General features: G+C 66.4%; 18 protein-coding genes, 1 pseudogene and 1 riboswitch. Of the genes and pseudogenes, 13 read left to right on the plus strand and 6 right to left on the minus strand.

The window, feature by feature from the left end; translation table 11 throughout:
• From ACIPUB_RS10530 to purU, 6 genes and pseudogenes are all read left to right on the plus strand, one after another.
• Nucleotides 1–205, plus strand: a pseudogene (locus tag ACIPUB_RS10530) (serine hydroxymethyltransferase); the annotation flags it as partial.
• A gap of 4 nt (nucleotides 206–209) precedes the next feature.
• A complete protein-coding gene (locus ACIPUB_RS10535) occupies nucleotides 210–1,427 on the plus strand; it encodes a sarcosine oxidase subunit beta family protein (RefSeq protein WP_149619475.1) in 1,218 nt (405 codons plus the stop codon).
• Between the two features lie 17 nt (nucleotides 1,428–1,444).
• The gene (locus tag ACIPUB_RS10540; protein WP_149619474.1) at nucleotides 1,445–1,753 is read left to right on the plus strand and encodes a sarcosine oxidase subunit delta; all 309 of its coding nucleotides are present in this window, start codon (nucleotides 1,445–1,447) and stop codon (nucleotides 1,751–1,753) included.
• Nucleotides 1,750–4,662, plus strand: a complete 2,913-nt coding sequence (locus ACIPUB_RS10545; protein ID WP_407607330.1) for a sarcosine oxidase subunit alpha family protein — start codon at nucleotides 1,750–1,752, stop codon at nucleotides 4,660–4,662. Before ACIPUB_RS10540 ends, ACIPUB_RS10545 begins: the two co-directional genes overlap by 4 nt.
• Nucleotides 4,655–5,272 carry a sarcosine oxidase subunit gamma gene (locus ACIPUB_RS10550; protein ID WP_407607331.1) on the plus strand — a complete coding sequence of 206 codons (618 nt, stop codon included), beginning with the start codon at nucleotides 4,655–4,657 and terminating at the stop codon, nucleotides 5,270–5,272. Before ACIPUB_RS10545 ends, ACIPUB_RS10550 begins: the two co-directional genes overlap by 8 nt.
• Nucleotides 5,273–5,487: 215 nt before the next feature.
• Nucleotides 5,488–6,354 (plus strand): formyltetrahydrofolate deformylase, encoded by an 867-nt coding sequence (gene purU / locus ACIPUB_RS10555; RefSeq protein ID WP_407607332.1) that lies wholly within the window; start codon nucleotides 5,488–5,490, stop codon nucleotides 6,352–6,354.
• 334 nt (nucleotides 6,355–6,688) lie between these two features.
• On the opposite strand, the gene ACIPUB_RS10560 is transcribed toward purU, so the two are convergent.
• Complete coding sequence (locus tag ACIPUB_RS10560; RefSeq protein WP_407607333.1) at nucleotides 6,689–7,453, minus strand: NADPH-dependent F420 reductase; 765 nt, start codon at nucleotides 7,451–7,453, stop codon at nucleotides 6,689–6,691.
• 219 nt (nucleotides 7,454–7,672) lie between these two features.
• Here ACIPUB_RS10560 and ACIPUB_RS10565 point away from each other — a divergent pair, with 219 nt between their 5' ends.
• Both ACIPUB_RS10565 and ACIPUB_RS10570 read left to right on the plus strand, forming a co-directional pair.
• Nucleotides 7,673–9,787: a heavy metal translocating P-type ATPase gene (locus ACIPUB_RS10565; protein WP_407607334.1), complete on the plus strand. Its 2,115-nt coding sequence runs from the start codon at nucleotides 7,673–7,675 to the stop codon at nucleotides 9,785–9,787.
• Between the two features lie 69 nt (nucleotides 9,788–9,856).
• Nucleotides 9,857–10,618 (plus strand): MerR family transcriptional regulator, encoded by a 762-nt coding sequence (locus ACIPUB_RS10570; RefSeq protein ID WP_407607335.1) that lies wholly within the window; start codon nucleotides 9,857–9,859, stop codon nucleotides 10,616–10,618.
• A gap of 29 nt (nucleotides 10,619–10,647) precedes the next feature.
• Here ACIPUB_RS10570 and ACIPUB_RS10575 read toward each other — a convergent pair whose 3' ends face one another.
• From ACIPUB_RS10575 to ACIPUB_RS10590, 4 genes are all read right to left on the minus strand, one after another.
• Nucleotides 10,648–12,330, minus strand: a complete 1,683-nt coding sequence (locus ACIPUB_RS10575; protein ID WP_407607336.1) for a thiamine pyrophosphate-binding protein — start codon at nucleotides 12,328–12,330, stop codon at nucleotides 10,648–10,650.
• The gene (gene speB / locus ACIPUB_RS10580) at nucleotides 12,327–13,319 is read right to left on the minus strand and encodes an agmatinase (protein ID WP_407607337.1); all 993 of its coding nucleotides are present in this window, start codon (nucleotides 13,317–13,319) and stop codon (nucleotides 12,327–12,329) included. The genes ACIPUB_RS10575 and speB overlap by 4 nt, the downstream gene beginning before the upstream one ends.
• 358 nt (nucleotides 13,320–13,677) lie before the next feature.
• Nucleotides 13,678–13,803, minus strand: a complete 126-nt coding sequence (locus tag ACIPUB_RS10585) for a hypothetical protein (protein WP_407607338.1) — start codon at nucleotides 13,801–13,803, stop codon at nucleotides 13,678–13,680.
• Nucleotides 13,804–13,939: 136 nt separating this feature from the next.
• On the minus strand, nucleotides 13,940–14,377 hold the full coding sequence (locus ACIPUB_RS10590; protein ID WP_407607339.1) for a hypothetical protein: 438 nt from the start codon (nucleotides 14,375–14,377) through the stop codon (nucleotides 13,940–13,942).
• Between the two features lie 335 nt (nucleotides 14,378–14,712).
• Between ACIPUB_RS10590 and ACIPUB_RS10595 the strand changes: the two genes are divergently transcribed.
• Complete coding sequence (locus ACIPUB_RS10595; RefSeq protein ID WP_407607340.1) at nucleotides 14,713–16,524, plus strand: amino acid permease; 1,812 nt, start codon at nucleotides 14,713–14,715, stop codon at nucleotides 16,522–16,524.
• Here ACIPUB_RS10595 and ACIPUB_RS10600 read toward each other — a convergent pair.
• On the minus strand, nucleotides 16,521–17,096 hold the full coding sequence (locus tag ACIPUB_RS10600) for a cupin domain-containing protein (protein WP_407607341.1): 576 nt from the start codon (nucleotides 17,094–17,096) through the stop codon (nucleotides 16,521–16,523). The genes ACIPUB_RS10595 and ACIPUB_RS10600 overlap by 4 nt on opposite strands.
• A gap of 161 nt (nucleotides 17,097–17,257) precedes the next feature.
• Between ACIPUB_RS10600 and ACIPUB_RS10605 the strand changes: the two genes are divergently transcribed.
• The 4 genes from ACIPUB_RS10605 to ACIPUB_RS10620 all read left to right on the plus strand — a co-directional run bounded on the left by ACIPUB_RS10605 (nucleotide 17,258) and on the right by ACIPUB_RS10620 (nucleotide 21,250).
• Nucleotides 17,258–18,784, plus strand: coding sequence for a sodium:solute symporter (locus ACIPUB_RS10605; RefSeq protein WP_407607342.1), 1,527 nt, complete (start codon nucleotides 17,258–17,260; stop codon nucleotides 18,782–18,784).
• Nucleotides 18,785–18,914: 130 nt separating this feature from the next.
• On the plus strand, nucleotides 18,915–19,493 hold the full coding sequence (locus ACIPUB_RS10610; protein WP_407607343.1) for a DinB family protein: 579 nt from the start codon (nucleotides 18,915–18,917) through the stop codon (nucleotides 19,491–19,493).
• 11 nt (nucleotides 19,494–19,504) lie between these two features.
• A riboswitch (SAM riboswitch) is annotated at nucleotides 19,505–19,615 on the plus strand.
• Nucleotides 19,616–19,633: 18 nt separating this feature from the next.
• Nucleotides 19,634–19,906, plus strand: coding sequence for a hypothetical protein (locus ACIPUB_RS10615; RefSeq protein ID WP_407607344.1), 273 nt, complete (start codon nucleotides 19,634–19,636; stop codon nucleotides 19,904–19,906).
• A gap of 240 nt (nucleotides 19,907–20,146) precedes the next feature.
• Nucleotides 20,147–21,250, plus strand: a complete 1,104-nt coding sequence (locus ACIPUB_RS10620) for a VIT1/CCC1 transporter family protein (protein WP_407607345.1) — start codon at nucleotides 20,147–20,149, stop codon at nucleotides 21,248–21,250.
• The last annotated feature ends 61 nt before the right edge of the window (nucleotides 21,251–21,311 follow it).

Genomic DNA, 21,311 nt, shown 5'->3' on the forward strand with positions numbered 1-21,311 from the left:
CGGTTTGCGCATCGGCACCCCGGCCCTGGCCACCCGCGGCTTCTCCGAGGCCGCGTTCGTGGAGGTCGCGGACATCATCGCCGAGACCCTCATCGCCGGCACCCAGGAGAACAACGAGGCCACGCTCGCGGCCCTGAAGGACCGCGTGCACGCCCTGGCCAACGCCCACCCGCTGTACCCGAACCTCGCCCCGATTGGAGCATAAGACCATGGCCGACATCCTCCCCGAGCACCCGGAATTCCTCTGGCGCAATCCGGAACCCAAGTCCTCCTACGACGCAGTCATCGTCGGCGGGGGCGGGCACGGCCTGGCCACCGCCTACTACCTGGCCAAGAACCACGGCATGACAAACATCGCCGTCCTGGAACGCGGCTGGCTGGCCGGCGGCAACATGGCCCGCAACACCACGATCATTCGCTCCAACTACCTCTGGGACGAATCCGCCGGCATCTACGAAAAGTCCCTCAAGCTCTGGGAGCAGCTGCCCGAGGAACTCGAATACGACTTCCTCTTCTCCCAGCGTGGGGTCATGAACCTCGCCCACACCCTGGGCGACGTGCGCGAGTCCATGCGCCGGGTCGGGGCCAACCAGCTCAACGGCGTGGACGCCGAATGGATCACCCCCGAGCAGGTCAAGGAACTGTGCCCGATCATCAACATCGGGGACGACATCCGCTACCCGGTCATGGGCGCGACCTACCAGCCGCGTGCGGGCATCGCCAAGCACGACCACGTCGCCTGGGCCTTCGCCCGCAAGTGCGACGAAATGGGCGTGGACATCATCCAGAACTGCGAAGTCACCGGCTTCATCAAGGACGGCAACCGGGTCACCGGCGTCAAGACGTCCCGCGGCACCATCAACGCCGGCAAGGTCGCCCTCTGCGGCGCCGGGCACTCCTCGGTGCTGGCCGAACAGGCCGGCTTCGAACTGCCCATCCAGTCCCACCCGCTGCAGGCACTGGTCTCCGAACTGCACGAACCGGTCCACCCGACGGTCGTCATGTCCAACCACGTGCACGTCTACGTCTCCCAGGCCCACAAGGGCGAACTGGTCATGGGCGCGGGCATCGACTCCTACAACGGCTACGGCCAGCGCGGCGCCTTCCACGTGATCGAGGAGCAGATGGCAGCCGCCGTCGAGCTCTTCCCGATCTTCGGCCGGGCACACGTGCTGCGCACCTGGGGCGGCATCGTGGACACCACCATGGACGCCTCCCCGATCGTCTCCAAGACCCCGATCGACCAGCTCTACGTGAACTGCGGCTGGGGAACCGGCGGCTTCAAGGGCACCCCGGGCGCCGGGTACACCTTCGCCCACACCATCGCCAACGACGAGGCGCACGAGCTCAACGCGGGCTTCTCCATCGAGCGCTTCGAGACCGGCCACCTCATCGACGAACACGGCGCCGCAGCCGTGGCCCACTAGAAAGGGATCCACACAAAATGATGCTCATCGAATGCCCCTGGTGTGGGCCCCGAAACGAGACCGAATACGGCTACGGCGGCGAGGCCCACGTGGCCTACCCCGAGGACCCCTCGGCCCTGAACGACAACGAGTGGGCCAAGTACCTGTTCTACCGCCAGAACCCCAAGGGGCTCTTCGCCGAACGCTGGGTCCACTCCGCCGGCTGCCGCCGCTGGTTCAACGCGGTGCGCGACACCGTGACCTATGAATTCAAGGCCGTCTACAAGCCCGGCGAGCCGCAGCCGATCAAGACCACCAACGCCCCGGCACAGGGAGGAACCAAGTGAGCACCACTTCTTCGCACCGACTCGGCGCGGAAGCAGCCGTCTCGGCCCGCATCGACCGCACCCGCGAACTCTCCTTCACCGTTGACGGCAAGTCGTTCACCGGGTTCGCCGGGGACACCGTGGCCTCGGCCATGCTCGGAGCCGGAATCCGCGCCTGCGGCGACTCGCTCTACCTCAAGCGCCCGCGCGGCATCGTCTCAGCCGGCGTCGAGGAATCCAACGCACTGATCAAGGTCGCCGCCCGCTGGGCCGGACACGTGAATGAATCGATGCTCCCGGCCACCACGGTGGAACTCACCGACGGCATGGACGTCACGCTGCTGCAGGGCCTGGGCCAGCTGGACCCGCGCGCCGACGAGGCCATCTACGACCGCAAGCACGTGCACACCGACGTGCTCATCGTCGGCGCCGGCCCCGCCGGACTGGCGGCGGCCCGCGAGGCGGCCAAGTCCGGCGCCCGCACCATCCTCATCGACGAACAGCCCGAGGCCGGAGGCTCGCTGCTCTCGGCCTCCACCGAGACCATCGACGGCAAGCCCGCCGCCGCATGGATCGCCGAGACCCGCGCGGTCCTGGCCGATGCGCCCGAGTTCACCTACCTCTCCCGCAGCACCGCGTTCGGCAGCTACGACGCCAACTACTTCGTGGCCGTCCAGCGCCGCACCGACCACTTGGCCGGGGAACAGGGTGCGGGAGTGTCCCGCGAGCGCATCTGGCACATCCGTGCCAAGCAGGTCGTGCTGGCCACCGGCGCCCACGAACGCCCGCTGGTGTTCGAGAACAACGACCGCCCGGGCATCATGCTGGCGGCCGCGGCCCGCTCCTACCTAAACCGCTACGGCGTGCAGGTGGGCAACGACATCGTCGTGGCCACCACCAACGACTCCGCCTATGCGCTGGTCGAGGACCTGTTGGCCTCCGGCACCACGGTCGCCGCTGTCGTCGACGCCCGCGAGGAGCCCTCGATCCGCGCCACCGAGGTCTCTGCGCGCGGCATCCGGGTCATCGTCGGCTCCGTGGTTGCCGACACCGCGGCAGGTCCCGACGGCTCGCTGTCCTCGGTCACCATCAGCGGCATCGATGCCGCCGGCGCACTGGTCGGGGACACCGAGACCATCAACGCCGAGGTCCTGGCCGTCTCCGGCGGCTGGAACCCGGTGGTGCACCTACACTCCCAGCGCGAACGCCGACTGGGCTGGAGCGAGGCGCTCTCCGCCTTCGTCCCACAGCACCCGGTGGCCAACCAGCAGACCGCAGGTGCCATGAACGGGCGCCTCGAGCTGGCCTCCGCGCTGGCCGAGGGCGCCCGCGCCGGAGCCGACGCGGCGACCGCCGCAGGATTCAGCACCACCCCATCGGTGCCCAGCGCACCGGTGGAGACCCCGGGCGTTTCGCGCGCCCTGTGGCTGGTTCCCTCGCTGGCAGGCGAGGGTGCCGACTACAAGAGCCACTTCGTGGACTTCCAGCGCGACCAGACCGTGGCCGACGTGCTGCGTTCGGTCGGCGCGGGCATGCGCTCGGTGGAGCACGTGAAGCGCTACACCTCCATCTCCACGGCGAACGACCAGGGCAAGACTTCCGGGGTCAACGCCATCGGCGTGATCGCCGCCGCCCTGGACATCAACGACGTGGCGGGCATCGGCACCACCGCCTTCCGCGCCCCCTACACCCCGGTGGCCTTTGCGGCGCTGGCCGGGCGCGAGCGCGGGGAGCTCTTCGACCCGGCCCGCCTGACTTCCATCCACCCGTGGCATGTGGCCCGCGGCGCGCTCTTCGAGGACGTCGGGCAGTGGAAGCGACCCTGGTACTACCCGCTGGAAGGCGAGGACATGGACACCGCGGTCTACCGCGAGTCCAAGGCCGTGCGCGACTCGGTCGGCTTCATGGACGCGTCCACCCTGGGCAAGATCGAGATCCGCGGCAAGGACGCCGGCGAGTTCCTGAACCGCATGTACACCAACGCGTTCAAGAAGCTCAAGCCCGGTCTGGCCCGCTACGGCCTGATGTGCAAGGCCGACGGCATGATCTTCGACGACGGGGTGACGCTGCGCCTGGACGAGGACAGGTTCTTCATGACCACCACCACCGGCGGCGCCGCCGGCGTGCTGGACTGGCTGGAGGAATGGCTGCAGACCGAATGGCCGGAACTGGACGTCACCTGCACCTCGGTCACCGAGCAGTACTCGACCGTCGCTGTCGTGGGGCCCAAGTCCCGCGCGGTGCTGGCCAAGGTCGCCCCCGAACTGGACCTGGACAACGAGTCCTTCCCGTTCATGGCCTTCAAGGAAACCACGCTGGCCTCCGGCATCGAGGCCCGGGTCTGCCGCATCTCCTTCTCCGGCGAACTCGCCTACGAGATCAACGTGCCGTCCTGGTACGGCCTGAAGGTCTGGGAAGACGTGGCGGAAGCCGGGGAGGAATTCAACATCACCCCCTACGGCACCGAGACCATGCACGTGCTGCGCGCAGAAAAGGGATTCATCATCGTCGGGCAGGACACCGACGGCACGGTGACCCCGCAGGACGCCTCGATGGAATGGGTCGTCTCCAAGGTCAAGGACTTTGTGGGCAAGCGTTCCTTCGACCGCGTGGACAACAAGCGCGAGGACCGCAAGCAGCTGGTCACCGTGCTGCCGGCGGACAAGAGCCTCCGGTTGCCCGAAGGCACCCAGCTGGTGAACAAGGGCACCGAACTGACCCAGTCGGTGTCGCCGGTGCCGATGCAGGGGTTCGTCACCTCCAGCTACCTCTCCCCGGCACTGGGCCGCAGCTTCGGCATGGCAATGATTTCCAACGGCCGGGCGCGCATCGGCGAGGAGCTGTCGGCCTTCGTCGACGGCAAGCTCGTGGATGTCGTCGTGGGCGAAACCGTACTTTTTGATTCCGAAGGGAGCCGTCGAGATGGCTGAGCAGGTTTTGACTGATATTTCCGTATTGCGCACCAGTCCGTTGGCGCACCTGGCATCCGCGCTCGAGCAGGGCTCGGTGCAGGGTGAACGCGGCGTGTCGCTGCGCGAGATCGCGTTCACCACCCAGCTCGGCCTGCGGGCCGAGCCGGGAACCGAAGCCCACGCCGCCCTGGCCGCGGCAACCGGCGTCGGCCTGCCGGACTCGGTGGGACAGGTCGCCGGGACCGCTGACGGGACAGCCGTGCTCTGGAGCGGCCCGGACGAGTTCCTGCTGGTTGCACCGGAGGGCACCGAGTTGCTCGGCGACCTGGTCCAGGCACTGGGACAGGCCCCGGGCCAGGTGGTCGACCTCTCGGCCAACCGCACCGTCATCGAGCTCTCGGGACCCAGTGCCCGAGAAGTGCTGGAGAAGGGCTGCCCGGCGGACCTGCACCCGCGCAGCTTCGGCGCGGGAACCGCGATCACCACAGTGCTCGGGCCGGTTCCGGTGCTGCTGTGGAAGAGTGCCGAGGACACCTTCCGGTTGCTGCCGCGGGCGTCCTTTGCCGACTACACGGCGCGCTGGCTGCTCGATGCCATGACGGAATTCGCTTCCGCCCCCATCGACTAGGCGCACGCTGCCAAACTCGTTGCGACCGCGGGCGATCCTGCTTCCCTCCCCAGGGGGGCGGGGTCGCCCGCCGCGCTCGTGGACGCAACATCACGGCACGAAATCGGGAATGCGGGCAACCCGCATCTAAGATTGCCAGCGGAACACCAGCAGCAAAGTAAACAGACCACCCTTCGCGCGGCCCCGGCGGCCGCGCATGTATCGGAGTGCCGAACGTGGATACACCAACTGAAGTCGAACACATCCTCACCGTCGCCTGCGCGGAGCGCCCCGGCATCGTCCATGCGGTGACCGGGTTCCTGCTTGCCCAGGGCCGCGACATCGTCGAGCTCAAGCATTTCGGGGACCGCCGTGCCGGGCAGTTCTTCATGCGCGTCGATTTTGCCGGGGCCGACGCCCCGGGCCTGACCGAGTCCATGCGCGCCGGCTTCGCCTCCCTGGCCGACGAATACGGCATCACCTGGACGCTGGCGCCCAAGGGCACCAAGAAGCGCGTGCTGATCATGGTCTCCAAGTTCGACCACTGCCTTAACGACCTGCTGCACCGGGCCCGCCTGGGCGAGCTGCCCATCGACGTTGTCGCCGTGGTCTCCAACCACACCGACCACCAGTCGCTGGCCGAGTGGCACAACATCCCCTTCTTCCACGTCCCCGTGACCCCGGCGACCAAGCCGGCCGCCGAGGCGAAGCTGCTCGACCTCATTGACGAGTTCGACGTGGAGCTGGTGGTGCTGGCGCGCTACATGCAGGTACTCAGTGACGAGCTCAGCCGCAAGCTCACCGGCAAGACCATCAACATCCACCACTCGTTCCTGCCGTCCTTCAAGGGCGCCAAGCCCTACCACCAGGCCTGGGACCGCGGCGTGAAGACCGTGGGCGCCACCGCCCACTACGTCAATGCCGAGCTCGACGAGGGACCGATCATCTCCCAGCAGGTCCAGGACGTCGACCACACCTACTCCCCCGCGGACCTGGTGGCCGCCGGTCGCGACACCGAATGCAAGGCGCTGTCCAACGCGGTGAAGTGGCACGCCGAGGGACGCGTGTTCCTCTACGGCAACCGCACCGTGGTGCTGCGCTAAAACGCGCCGCACGTTGGGCCGCGGGCCGGCGGGATCCTTTTGGGGTTCCCCGCCGGCCCGAAGCCGTTTAATGGAATGACTGGATCGCGCTCTTGCTCCGGGCTTCCCCGGTTCCCCGCGTGCTTCCTTCGATCCCAGGAACCTTCTCGCGCCGGAGACAACGCCGGATGAAAGGGCGATAAAGCCCATCCAATAATCAAGGCAGTCGTCGCCTCATCACGATTTTCGAATTTTCACTAGTGATCATTTCCTGAAAACCGGGGCCGTGGGCGACCCGAAGGAAACGCCCGCGAAGCGTCGCTCGTGTGCCCCTAGGAAGGGAATGCAGTGCTTCTTAGAAGGCTCGTTCGGCGACGTTCACACGAGTCGCGGAAGCCAGTGCGGCCTTGACCTGTTCCGCTGGCGCCGGTCCTGGAGTCGAGGACTGCAGCTGGTCATCGGGCGTGCCTGGGTCCGCGAGATATATGCGCGTGTATCCTGCGGACTCGGGTTCAAATTTCCAAGTCTCTGCGAGCGTACCCGCATCCAGGGTGTCGAACCCCAGTCGTTCAATGATTGCCGCCGCTTGGCTTTTGGCCTGGGCGTCATTGGACGCGATGGGAAGCACGGATCGATCAGGGGCATCACCGGGGCGGGAAAGAAGGGGAATATGGTGCGCAAGGATGTTGCCGAAGGCCTTGACATAGCGTGCTCCATCCAGCCACCCCGCCACCAACTCACTTGTGGTCATCGCTCCCGTGTCGAGCCCCGCGATGCGGCCATCGCGGAAGGGGTAGTAGTTGCTGGTGTCCAGGACAATCTTGCCCCGCAGTAATCCGGTTGGCAGATCCTTGACTGCGGTGAGCGGAATGGAAAGCGCGATTGCGTCTCCGGCATTGGCCGCTTCTTCAACTGTGCCGGCGGCGGCCAGCGGTCCGAGTTCGGCAATGAGTTCTTGAAGTGATTCGACGCCACGGGAATTCGCAATGACCACGTTCATATTCGATGCAACGGCCAATCGAGCGATTGCCGATCCGATGTTTCCGCTTCCGATGATTCCAAGCGTTGGCATTGCTCTTCCTTTCGATAAAGTCCAGTCGTCCGGGTGCCAGCACTTCACTTGGCAACCGTCCCCCTAGGTCGAACTTCTTCCTCCGCGCCAAAATTCCCTGGTCGGTACCCAGTTTCGCGTGGTCTGCGAGTGCGCTGGTTGCCGGCGCCTCACGGAACCCTAGCGGCCCTGACTAACTGTGTCCCACGCTGACGGCGCCAGAATGACGCCCATGGGAACTGTTCGCGGATCGTTGACATATACCCCCATGGGGTATATGTTATGGGCATGAATGCACACCAGCACCCAGCGGCGGCCCCGGTGGAACCAGGACCGCATTCGAACCACGACCACTCCGGCATGGAGCACGCCATGGAGCACGCTTCCCCAGCCGGGAACGGGCACGGAAACCACGGCGGCCACGGAGACCATGTGGCAGTCTTCCGGAAGCTTTTCTGGGCCATGCTGGCTCTCTCGATCCCGGTTCTGGCCTTCAACGCCATGTTCACCATGCTCATTGGCGTCACCTTGCCCCGGACCGCGTGGATCCCGTGGGTCTCCCCGGTCCTTGGTACGGTGATGTACCTCTGGGGCGGGCGGCCGTTCCTCTCCGGCGCCAAGGACGAGCTCAAGGCCCGCAAGCCGGGGATGATGCTGCTGATCTCCCTGGGCATCACGGTCGCCTTCCTGTCCTCTTGGGGTGCGAGCCTCGGCCTTCTGGACCACGGACTGGACTTCTGGTGGGAACTCGCCTTGCTGATCGTCATCATGCTGCTGGGCCACTGGATCGAGATGCGGTCCCTGGCCCAGACCACCTCGGCCCTGGATTCGCTGGCCGCGCTGTTGCCCGACACCGCCGAACGCATCGTCGGCGGTGAAGTCCAACAGGTAGCCCCCGGCTCCCTGGAACTGGGCGATGTCGTCATCGTGCGCCCCGGCGGACGCATCCCGGCCGACGGGGAAATCACCGACGGAACCGCCGAGATGGACGAGTCGATGATCACCGGCGAGTCCCGCACGGTGTCCCGCGGCCCCGGTCAGCATGTGGTGGCAGGTACCGTCTCCACCGACACCGCCGTCCGCGTGCAGGTCACCGCGATCGGGGCCGACACGACCCTGGCGGGCATCCAGCGCCTGGTCACCGAGGCGCAGGCCTCCAGTTCGCGCGCCCAGCGCATCGCCGACACTGCCGCCGGCTGGCTGTTCTGGTTCGCCTTGGGCGCGGCCCTCATCACCGCCACCGTCTGGTCGCTGCTCGGGGACCCGGACGCCGCGGTCATCCGGACCGTCACGGTGCTGGTCATCGCCTGCCCCCACGCCCTGGGACTGGCGATCCCGCTCGTGGTTTCCATCGCCACCGAACGCGCCGCCAAGGGCGGGGTGCTCATCAAGGACCGGCTCGCCCTGGAGGGCATGCGCCAGGTAACCTCGGTGCTCTTCGACAAGACCGGCACCCTGACCGTCGGCGAACCCGTTCTCACCGAGATCGCAGCGGTACCGGGCCACTCCGAGGACCAGGTCCTGGCCCTCGCTGCGGCCGCCGAATCCGACAGCGAGCACCCGCTGGCCCAGGCGATCACGCGGGCCGCGGGCGAACGCTCACTGTCTCTCTCCCCCGCCACCGGCTTCCGCTCCTCGCCGGCCGAGGGTGTCCGGGCTTCCGTCGACGGCACCGACATCGGGGTCGGCGGCCCGCACCTTTTGGCCACCCATGCCCTTGAGCCGCTGCCGGCCAGCGAGAGTTGGAAGGCGCGCGGGGCAACCATCCTGCACGTGATCGCCGACGGTAGCGTCATCGGGGCACTGGCCCTGGCGGATGAAATCCGTCCCGAATCCCGCGCCGCCGTTGAGGCGCTCCACGCCCGGGGCATCAAAGTCGTCATGATCACCGGGGACGCCTCGGCGGTGGCAGAATCGGTGGGTCGGGAGCTGGGCATCGACAGGGTCTTTGCCGGGGTGCGCCCGGAGCACAAGGCCGCCAAGGTCGCCGGGCTGCAGGCGGAGGGGCAGAAGGTCGCCATGGTCGGGGACGGAGTCAATGACGCACCGGCGCTGGCCCAGGCCGATGTCGGCATCGCCATCGGGGCCGGCACCGATGTGGCCATTGCCTCGGCCGGGGTCATCCTGGCCAGTGACGACCCGCGCTCGGTGCTCTCCGTCCTCGAGCTGTCGCAGGCCAGCTACCGCAAGATGAAGCAGAACCTGTGGTGGGCGGCCGGCTACAACCTGGTATCCGTTCCCCTGGCCGCCGGGGCGCTGGCCGGCATCGGCTTCGTCCTGCCGATGTCCGTCGGTGCGGTGCTGATGTCGGTTTCCACCGTCGTGGTGGCGTTGAATGCGCAGCTGCTGCGCCGCCTGGACCTGCGCCCCGGTGCCGGCCTCGATGGGGACCGCAGGAAGTAGCCGGCACGGCCCCGGCGACCCGCGCACCCTCTTGACATTGACGTTGCGTCAAGATTTACCGTTGATTCCATGGAACGGTCGATACAACAGGTCGCCAGGCTCGCCGGCACCACCAGCCGCACGCTGCGCCACTACGACGACATCGGCCTGCTGCCGCCCAGCCGCATCGGACACAACGGCTACCGGTACTACGACGAGGCGGCTCTGATCCGGCTGCAGCGCGTGCTGCTGCTGCGCGAGCTGGGACTCGGTTTGCCGCAGATCCACCAGGTCATCGAGGCCGAGGCGGACGAGGCCGCGGCGCTGGAAACGCACCTGGCCCTCCTGCGCGCCGAACAAGACCGCCTCGCACGACGGATTGCGGCAGTGCAACACACCATCGATTCACTGCAAGGAAGAGGGAAGCTCATGGCAAAAAACATGTTCGACGGATTTGACCATACGGTGCACCAGGACGAGGTGGAGCAGCGCTGGGGCAAGGAAGCCTATGCTCGCTCCGACGCCTGGTGGCGCGGGCTGGGCAAGGACGGGCAGGAGGACTGGAAGCTCCGGATGAAGGACCTGGGCAATGACTGGATCGCCGCGGCCCGGGATGCCGGAATCACCCCGGACTCCCCGCAGGCCCAGGACCTGGCCCGGCGCCACGTCCAGTGGCTCACCGGCATCCCGGGAACCCCGGCGGCGGAGCCGGGCGGCGACACCAAGGGGTACGTCATGGGCCTGGCGGAGATGTATGTGGCCGACGAGCGCTTCGCCGCGAACTACGGCGGCATCGAGGGCGCGTCCTTCGTGCGCGACGCCCTCGCGATCTACATCAAGACACTGCCGTAGCCGCAAGGAGTGTGCAGGCATCCCGCCTTCTACAGGTGAGTTGGCGCGAACATCTTCAGCAGCGTCTGCACCACCACCACGTTGGGGCCGTCGGCGGCAAAGGATTCCTCGAGCGCCTCGCGCACGTTTTCCGGGTCCACCAGGCGGGCCGGGATCCCGAAGGATTCGGCCAACGCCACGAAGTCCGGGCGGGCCAGCTCGGTGGCGGTGGCCTTCCCGAAGGCCCCTTCCATGTATTCGCGCAGGATCCCGTAGCCACCGTCGTCGACGATCAGCCAGGTCACGGGAGCCTGGTGCTGCTTGGCGGTGGCCAGCTCGGCAATCGAGTACATGGCCGAGCCGTCGCCGGAGACCGCCAGCACGCGCGCCTGGGCCGGCGTCTTGCCCGCTACCTGCAGCCCCAGCGCCCCGCCGATGGCCGAAGGGAAGCCGAAGCCCAAGCCGCCGGCACCCTGGGCGGAGTGGAATTCCCCGGCCTTGGAGTCCCAGCAGCTCCAGCCCCAGTAGGCGGAAATGGTCATGTCCCAGAAGGTCTGCATGTCATCGGGCACCGCGGCGCGGATGTCGGCCATGAACGTGCGCTCCTTGGCCAGGTCCTGGGCATCAAGCCGTGCCATGACCTTGGCCAGGGTGTCGGCAACGACCTTTTCGGGTCCCTGGCCGTGCCAGTCGGCCCCGGTCCCGCCCTCGAACCGGCCCAGCGCCTCGCCCAGGTATTCCAGCGCCGCCTTGGCATCGGCGCGGATGCCGAGGGCGGGACGGTTGGATTCGAGCACGCGCGGCTCGGCATCGATCTGGATCAGGTGCCCGCGCGGTTCCAGGGTGAAGTAGTTGCTGGTGACCTCGCCCAGGGCGGAGCCCACCACGATCAGCACGTCGGCGTCTTCCAGGACCTCGGTGACGTGCCGGTCCTCCACCCAGGACTGCAGCGACAGCGGATGGTTCCACGGAAAGGCCCCGTTGCCGCCGGGCGAGCACACCACCGGTGCGCCCAGGGACTGGGCCACCGCAAGCAGCGCGTCCTTGGCCCCGGCACGGCGCACCCCGCCGCCGGCCACGATCACCGGGCGGCTGGCCTTGGCCAGCCAGCGGACCGCCTCGTCGATGAGTTCGACGCGCGGCGGATGCTCGTAGGCCTCGGCCAGCGCGTCGATGACCGGCGGCACCAGCACCGGGGCGAGCAAGACGTCCTGCGGGACTTCAACCCAGACCGGGCCCTGCGGCACGGTGATCGCATCGGCCCACGCGTCCTGGATGGCCGAGGGGATGCCCGAGGCGTGGTGGACGGTGCGCTGGGACTTGGTGACATTCGCCGCGGAGGCCTTCTGGTCATCGAGCTGGTGCAGCATGCCCTTGCGGCGTGCGCCAAGCCCGTCCAGCGGAATCTGGCTGGCCACCACCACCATCGGCACACTGGTGGCGTAGGCCTCCTGCAGACCGGCCAGCGAGGTCAGGGCCCCGGGCCCGGTGGAGAGGAAGAGTACGCCGACCTCGCCGGTGGCGCGGGCATAGCCGTCGGCGGCGAAGGCTGAGTTGTTTTCCACGCGGGAGGAGACGAAATGCAGCTTCGAGCGCGAGAGTGCATCGAAAAGGCCCAGCGCATGCTGGCCGGGGATGCCGAAGACCGTGTGGGCACCGAGCGCCTCGAGGGTTTCGATCACCAGGTCCCCGCCGTTGCGCGTGCCCACTTCGGCGATGTGGTCCGGACTCATGCCTGGGCCGCTTTTTTGTCGTTGGCGCGCTTGTCCGCGATCAGCGAGACCAGGTCGTAGGCCACGTGGGAAGCGGCGACGCCCGTCATCTCGGCATGGTCATAGGCGGGGGCGACTTCGACGATGTCGGCGCCGACGATGTTCATGCCGCGCAGCCCCCGGATGATCTCGAGCAGCTCGCGGCTGGTGATGCCGCCGGCCTCGGGGGTTCCGGTGCCCGGGGCGTGGGCCGGGTCCAGCACGTCGATGTCCACGGAGATGTAGAGCGGGCGGTCGCCGATGCGGTCGCGCAGCTTGTGCACGATCTCGTTCACGCCCTGGTAGTAGACATCCGAGCTGGTGACAATGCCGAAGCCGAAGCGCTTGTCGTCCTCAAGGTCTTTCTTGCCGTAAAGCGGGCCACGGGTTCCCACGTGGGAGATGGCCTCGGTGTCGAGGATGCCCTCCTCCACTGCGCGGCGGAAGGGGGTGCCGTGGGTGTACTCGGCACCGAAATAGGTGTCCCAGGTGTCAAGGTGCGCATCGAAGTGCAGCATCGCCACCGGCGCACCCGCGCGTTCGGCGGCAGCGCGCAAGAGCGGCAGCGCGATGGTGTGGTCCCCGCCGAGGGTCACTAGGGTGGAGCCGTCGGCAGTGAGGTCCAAGGCGTTTTGCTGGATGGTCTCGATGGCCTCGTTGATGTTGAACGGGTTTACCGCCATGTCCCCGGCGTCGGCCACCTGGGTCAGCGCGAAGGGCGAGACATCCAGGGCCGGGTTGTAGGGACGCAGCAGGCGGGAGGATTCGCGGATGTGCGTGGACCCGAAACGTGCACCTGGCCGATAGGAAACTCCTGCGTCGAACGGAACACCCACGACCTTGATATCGGCGGCCGGCACCTGGTCGATGCGCGGGAGCCGGGCATAGGTGCCCAGTCCGGCAAAACGCGGAATCTTTGAGGCGTCGATGGGCCCGATGTTTCCGTTTTCTTCAATGCGGAGTTCTTCCACGTTCTTCTCCCTCAGGGTTTCCGGCACCGAGCGCCGAACATGCCTTGTTGCTCAATATGAAACAACCGTTGCCCTGTATGCTATTTGTGGTGTGGGCAACAGTCAAGGCACCGGCCTCGGCTCGGGGATCAGATTTCCTGGGCGAGCATGGCACGCAGTGCCGCCACGTTCCCCGCATGGGCCCTGCCCCCGCCAACGCCCAGCACGGCCCTGACATGACTCCGTCCACCCTTGGCGAATCGTGCAATATGGACACACCCGGCAGCCGTTTGTTACTTCCGGTGCCTACGCAGCACCGAATCGGCAACTGCCAGCACAGCGCAATCGGGTGTGGATCAGTTCGTCGAACTTGGCCGGATTAGACGGGGTGGGACGCGGCCTGGCCCGTTCGCGCATCAAGAACGTACAGAAGTGCCAGGATGGTCGAAACGATCAGCACCACAGCGAGCATGAAACCTCGGGGCGCCTCGGTGGAGTTCACCATGGCGCCGGAGACTCCGTCGATCTCGGCGAGCGCCGCGCGTGATCAAGGTCGGCGGGCGGGGGGCTTTTCGTCGGGCATGACAAGAAGCACTTTCAGTGATGGAAAGCCGTGCTTTTCCATCACTGAAAGCCACCGGTCAAGCGTCCTGCCTGGGACGCTGCCGCTTCGCAAACGAAGAGAACAAGGCGCGGTCCGCCGCATACATGCAAATGGATATGCCCACGGACAATGCCAGTGCCTTGACGATCACTTCCTGTGGATTCGCGGGCAGCAACACCAGCTGGACGGGACCCACAAGGAAAATCAACAACACCATCCACAAAAGATAGGAAAGCGACATCGGTGGCTCGAGGGCCTCGGAATGGAATTGCCGACGCAAGATCGTGGCGACGCTGATAAAAATGATGATCATGGCCAGGGCTATCGCGCCGGGAATGACAAACGTCCTGGAGGTCCGGAGCAGTGTCAGTGTGACCCCCGTAGTCCCGCCCAGGATCATCGCAAGCCACCACGGTGCCCAGAGCCGCTTGGGTCGCCAAGGAACCAAGGATGTGTCTTCGGGCAGGGTACTCACAAACAAAGTCCTTTAAGCAGGCGGGTGCAACGCAGGAAACGACTTCCCTTATGTATGCCGCTACAAAATGGTTGCTTTTCGGCGGCTGAATGTCAAAGCGGCGTACTGTCGCGCACGTCACCAACCAAGTTGTCACCAGCTATATCCAGGTTCGTTAGGCAAGAGTAGCGTTCCTTCTCGTGAAGAAAACCCCCGCGTCTGCCGGACTGGTTTCGCCCGTGCGAACCAAGACCCGTCCAAAACGCTTTTCAAGGTGGCTCCGTGACACCGAAATAGGTCAGGACCATGCGGATCCCGTCGGCTCCAAGCCGACTGGACACCGATGGTGGCAGGTTATGTGCCTCTCCGGCCTGGACTACTTTTCAACGCTTGGCTACCAACCCGCCATTGCCGCACTGGCGGCCGGCGCCTTGGCCCCGCTGGCCACGCTCTTGCTCGTGGCAGTCACTCTGGGTGCGGCGCTGCCGGTCTATCGGCGCGTGGCCAACGAATCCCCGCACGGGCAGGGTTCGATCTCCATGCTCGAGCGCCTGCTGCCCCATTGGAAGGGCAAACTATTCGTCCTGGTGCTGCTGGGCTTTGCGGCCACGGACTTCATGATCACCATTACGCTGTCCTCGGCCGATGCCACGGCGCACATCATCGAAAACCCCTTCACCCCCGATGCATTCCACGGGCAGCAAGTCATTATTACGCTGGTCCTCATCCTGCTGCTGGGGGCACTGTTCCTGCGCGGCTTCCACGAGGTCATCTGGCTGGCCGTTGGCCTGGTCGCCGCCTACCTGCTGCTCAACCTCGTCGTCATTGCCGTCGCAGTGGCGTCGCTGGTTCGCGACCCCGCCCCCGTGGACCATTGGTGGCTGAACCTGACGGCCTCGCATTCGGACCCTTGGATGATGATTGCCATTGCCCTGCTCGTCTTCCCCAAGTTGGCCCTGGGCCTGTCCGGCTTTGAAACCGGTGTGGCCGTGATGCCCCAGATCCGGAAGGCTCCCGGGGACACCGAGGCCAACCCGCTCGGACGCATCGCCGGGGCCAAGAAGCTCCTGCTTACGGCGGCACTGACCATGAGCGTGTTCCTGGTTTCCTCCTCGATCGTCACCACCCTGCTGATACCCGCCCCGGAATTCCAGCCCGGCGGCCAGGCCAATGGCCGCGCCCTGTCGTTCCTGGCCCACTCGATGCTCGGCGACGGCTTCGGCAGCGTCTACGACCTGTCCACCATCCTGATCCTGTGGTTTGCCGGCGCCTCGGCCCTGGCGGGGATGTTGAACCTCATTCCCCGCTACCTGCCCCGCTTTGGCATGGCCCCGGAGTGGGCACGGGCCGTCCGGCCTCTGGTGTTGGTACTCATCGGCATTGCCGTGGTCATCACCATCTTGTTCGAGGCAAGTGTCGACGCCCAGGGTGCCGCCTACGCCACCGGCGTGCTGGTGCTCATGGCCTCGGCAGCGGTGGCAGTCACCATTTCCGCCAAGCGCAAGGGCCAGCGGTGGCGGGCCATTGGCTTCGGGATCATTTCGGCCATCTTCATCTACACCACCGGCGCCAATGTCGTCGAGCGGCCCGACGGCATCCGGATAGCCGGGTTCTTCATCGCCGGGATCATCGTCGTCTCCATGGTTTCGCGTTTCCGGCGCTCCACGGAACTGCGGGCCACGTCGGTGACCCTCGATGAGGAGGCCCTGAAGATCATCGAGACCTCCAGCCGGGATTCGATGGTGCGGATCATCGCCCACGAGCCGGTCCGCCTCTCAGCTGCCCGCTACCGGCACAAGCTTGCCCACGCAAGGATGGCCAGCCATCTGCCCGTGGATGCGCCGGTGGTCTTCATCGAGATCAGGGTCTCGGATTTCTCGGACTTCGCCCAGGACATCGTGGTTTCGGGGACCACCCGGCACGGCTACAAGATCCTGCAGGCGGAGGCGCCTTCCGTGCCCACCGCCATTGCCGCGATCTGCCTGGAAATCCGCGACCAAACCGGCGTGATGCCGCACATCTACTTCCGCTGGACCGAAGGCAACCCGGTGCACAACCTGTTGCGCTTCCTGTTCCTTGGCCAGGGCGAGATCGCACCGCTGACGCGCGAAGTGCTGCGCGAGGCCGAGCCGGCAATCGGCAAGCGGCCATGGGTGCACGTGGGTTAGCGCGATGCGGCGGGGACCAGCGTCCAGGTGACGATGGCTTCCTCGCCCGTCGGGTTCTTCCAGCTGTGCGGCTCGCGCCCCGGGAAGGTCACGGTGTCCCCCGCGTCGAGGTCAAACCGCTCGTTGGCGAAAATCAACACGAAGCGCCCGGAGAGGACGTGGAGTACCTCCACCTCGCAATCCACCGAGTAGAGCTCTTTTTCGCCCTCGCCGTGCGGGGCAATGACGGCGCGAATCACCTGCAGGCGCCGCTCCGAACGCGCCGTCACCAGCCTTTCGACAATGCCTTCGCCGCCCAGTGAGATGCGCGGGGCTTCGGCAAGCCTGACCACGTGGGTATCCGGTTGGGTGAAAAGGTCCCCGACTTCCAGGGACAGCACCTGGCACAGGGTCACCAGCGATGCCACCGAGGGGCTGGTCAAATCGCGCTCCACCCGGGAGAGAAAACCCTTGGTCAAGCCCGTGGATTCGGCGATCTGGTCAATGGTCAGGCGCTGGGCATGACGCGCCGCCCGGATCCGCGAGCCGATGGCGAGGGCAGCACTGCTGGGCTCAACGGGCAGGGCTTTCATCGGCGCGGGTCTCCAGGTGGGCTCGAGGGAAATATTGCGTTCATACAGCTTAGGTGCAATTGACGTGTGCGACACCTCACATTAGCCTGTAGAACAACAAAAGTTTACCCCCAGGCATCCCAGAGTTGCACCCAGGTTTCATTCCCAGCAAAGGCTCCCCCATGGAATTCATCAATGGCACGATCGTTGCCGCCTATTTGGCGGCCATGCTCATCTTCGGCTGGTGGGGAAAATCGCGCACCAAGAACAGCAGCGACTACCTCGTGGCCGGCAGGCGGCTCGGCCCGTTCCTGTACACCGGCACGATGGCGGCCGTGGTCCTGGGCGGGGCCTCCACCGTCGGCGGCGTCGGCCTGGGCTACAAGTTCGGGATCTCCGGCATGTGGCTTGTCGTGGCCATCGGCGCCGGCGTCATCCTGCTCTCGCTGCTCTTCGCCCCCACCCTGCAGCGCCTGAAGATCTTCACCGTCTCGCAGATGCTCACCCTGCGCTACGGCAGCAAGTCCGCGACGAACACCTCGGGCATCGTCATGCTCGCCTACACGCTGATGCTCTGCGCCACCTCCACCAGCGCCTATGCGACGATCTTCGTGGTCCTCTTCGGCTGGGAACGCTGGATGGCCATCGCCATCGGCGGGGTCATCGTGGTCGTCTACTCCACCATTGGCGGCATGTGGTCGATCACCCTGGCCGACCAGGTCCAGTTCGTCATCAAGACCGTGGGCATCTTCTTCCTGATGCTGCCCTTCGCGCTGAACGCCGCCGGCGGCATGTCCGGGATCCGCGAACGCGTCGGGACGGAGTTCTTCAGCTTCACCGGCATCGGCGTCCAGACGATCATCACCTACTTCGTGGTCTACACCCTGGGCCTGCTCATCGGCCAGGACATCTGGCAGCGCGTGTTCACCGCCAAGACGCCGAAGGTGGCCCGCTGGGGCGGAACCACCGCCGGCATCTACTGCGTGCTCTACGGGGCAGCCGGCGCCATCATCGGCATGGCCGCCAAGGTCGCCTTGCCGGAGATCATTGGCGCTGACACCAACAAGGACGTGGTCTACGCGGAGGTCGCCACGCAGCTGCTGCCCGTCGCCATCGGCGGACTGGTACTGGCGGCCGCGGTCGCAGCCATGATGTCCACCGCCTCCGGCGCGCTGATTGCCGCCGCAACCGTGGCCCGCACCGACGTCACCCCGTTCGTGGCCAGCTGGTTCGGCAGGAACGTGAAGGTGAACACCAACGAAAACCCGGAGCACGATGTGCGCGCCAACCGCATCTGGGTGCTGCTGCTGGGCATTGTCTCGATCGTGCTGGCCATCATGGTCTCCGACGTGGTCGCGGCACTGACCATTGCCTACGACATCCTCGTGGGCGGCCTGCTGGTGGCCATCATCGGCGGGCTGGTCTGGAAGCGCGGGAACGGGCTGGGGGCCGCCGCCTCCATGGCCGCCGGAACCATCGTCACCTTGGGCACCATGATCGTCCTGGAAATCAAGGCCGAACAGCGCTTCGACGGCATCTACGCCAACGAGCCAATCTACTTCGGATTGATCGCCTCGGCACTGACCTTCGTCGTGGTCTCCCTGATCACGCGACCCACCTCCGCGGCGGTCATCACCCGCTGGAACGCCCGGGTCGCCGGCCAGGCGGAAGCCGAAGGCGCGGAACTCAACGAGGTCGCCGGCCGTTAGCAGCGGAACCCGCCCCGGAAAATCCAGGGTGAGGGAGCCCGTCCTCGCGCACCAATCGCGGCGACGGGTTCCCTTTTTGCCGATACTCCCCCCTTCCCAGCCACGCCCCGGCACTCCTAGGCTGGGCCGCATGGATAATCTCAAGGACCACCTCACCACGTACCTGGACAGCACGCGCGAAGCCATGCTCTGGAAGGTCGAGGGCCTCAGCGAGCAGGAAATGACCCGCCCCATGGTCGGGACGGGCACCAACCTCCTGGGCCTGATCCAGCATCTGGCCACCGTCGAGTACGGCTACTTTGTCGAATGCCTCGGGTTCACGGTCGACGATGAACGCCACGACGCGCTGATGGCCGATCCGGAAGTCAGCGCCGACATGTGGGTGCCCGCCGATATCCCCTGCTCCGAGATCCTCGATTTTTACCGCCGCGCCATCGCCGCAGCAAACCACAACATCGCAGCCCTCCCCCTGGATGCACCGGCCACGGTTTCCTGGTGGGTGCCGGAGAAACGCGACACCACGCTCGGGCGCCTGCTGCTGCACATGAACGTGGAGACCGCACGCCATGCGGGCCATGCCGACATCGTGCGGGAGCTCATCGACGGTTCCACCGGGATGCGCCGGGACAACACCAACATTCCTCCCTACGACCCCGCTGCCTGGACGCAATTGCACGCAAATATCCTGCGGGCCTCCGAATCGCGGTAAAGTGGTTCCAGCTTCACGAGATGCGGCGCCAAGCTCCGACTGGCCGCGCACCAACCCCAGGTTCATGGGTGGTTCGGATGAAGAAGCGGCCGCGGACCACTTGGTCCCGGCAAGAGCTGACGAAAGGCTTTCGCCCCCACATGGCACCTTCCATCCCCGTTCTGCCCCTGCTCGATGTCCACCGCTCAGTTGTCGAGCTGCGCCTGTCGGGTTCCTGGCACAGCTACCACGTTGCCGACGCACCTGCACTGGCCGCGGCCCTGGCCAATGCCGTCGGCTCGCCGCGCTTCGACGCCCTCGCGAGGGAGCTGTCGGTGTGCATCCCCCGGGCCGGAAAGCCCGGCGGACAAGCGTTGTTTTTTAGTCTCAACGAATTTTCACTTGTCCTGCCAACGGCTACACTCGTGGGTTGAAGGGGAGTAGTTCCCAGACCCGCCGGCACGGCGGGACAGCGGTGCGTCGACATACTGGTTACAGCGTTGTAACCCGGCAATCCACCCGGGGCCACGGGCAATCCAGCCCGGCCCGGGCGAACGAGACCTTCGGTCCACACATTGGTGGCCCGAGGCTCAACGTACCCAAAAAGAAATCCTGCTGGGCCTCCCCATCGCATGGCCTCCCGAGGCCGTGAACGCCCACATGAGGATGAGAGCATGACGCAACAAGCGCCGACCCCCACTCACGCCCAGATCAAGCGCTGGCGCCAGTACCTGGCCGACGAAATCGCCGAGGGCGCGGTCTACCGCGAACTGGCCAACAAGCGCCAGGGTGAGGAACGCGCAGTCCTGCTGGGACTGGCAGCCGCCGAAACCCGACACGAGGAACACTGGCGTTCGCTGCTGGGCGAGAACGCCGACAAGCGTACCCGGCCCTCGATCCGGCGCACCATGCTCCGCTTCCTGGCCCGGCACTTCGGCTCGGTCTTCGTCCTGGCCCTGGCCCAGCGCGCCGAGGGCAACTCCCCCTATGCCGCAGACACCGATGCCAGCCGCCAGATGGCCGCCGACGAACTCGTCCACGAGGAGGTCGTGCGCGGTCTGGCCACCCGCGGCCGCAACCGGCTTTCGGGCAACTTCCGGGCGGCGGTCTTCGGCGCCAACGACGGCCTGGTGTCCAACCTGGCCCTGGTCATGGGCATCGGCGCCACGGGCGTGGCAACGTCCTTCGTGCTCTTCTCCGGCATTGCCGGGCTGCTGGCCGGCGCCCTGTCGATGGCCGCGGGCGAATACGTCTCGGTGCGTTCCCAGCGCGAGCTGCTCTCGGCTTCCAAGCCCACGGAGGTGACGCTGGCCGCGGCGCCGGACCTCGATCTGGATGCCAACGAGCTGGTATTGGTCTACAAGGCCCGCGGCATGAGTGACGAGGACGCAGCGCACCGGGCCGCCGAACGCATGGGCATCTACTCCTGCGATTGCAACCCCTCCACGTCGCTCCGGTCCGAGCTCACGGTTGCCGCCGATAGCCGGGAACACGAGGAAATCGGCTCCGCCATGGGTGCGGCTTCCGCGTCCTTCTGCTTCTTTGCCTCCGGGGCGGTCATCCCGATCCTGCCGTTCATTTTCGGCATGGGCGGCACCCCCGCGATCCTGCTCTCCGCCGTGCTGGTGGGCATCGCCCTGCTGGCCACCGGCGGCGTGGTCGGCTTGCTTTCCGGCGCATCCCCGGCCAAGCGCGGACTGCGCCAGCTGGCGATCGGCCTGGGCGCCGCAGCGGTCACCTACGTCCTCGGCCTGCTCTTCGGCAGCTCCGTGGCTTAGCGGCACCACTGCAGGGACACCGGCACGTGCCGCACTTCGAGGGATCGGGGATTCGGCGGCA

It is taken from the genome of Paeniglutamicibacter sp. ORCA_105 (assembly GCF_045798545.1).
GTDB lineage: Bacteria > Actinomycetota > Actinomycetes > Actinomycetales > Micrococcaceae > Paeniglutamicibacter > Paeniglutamicibacter sulfureus.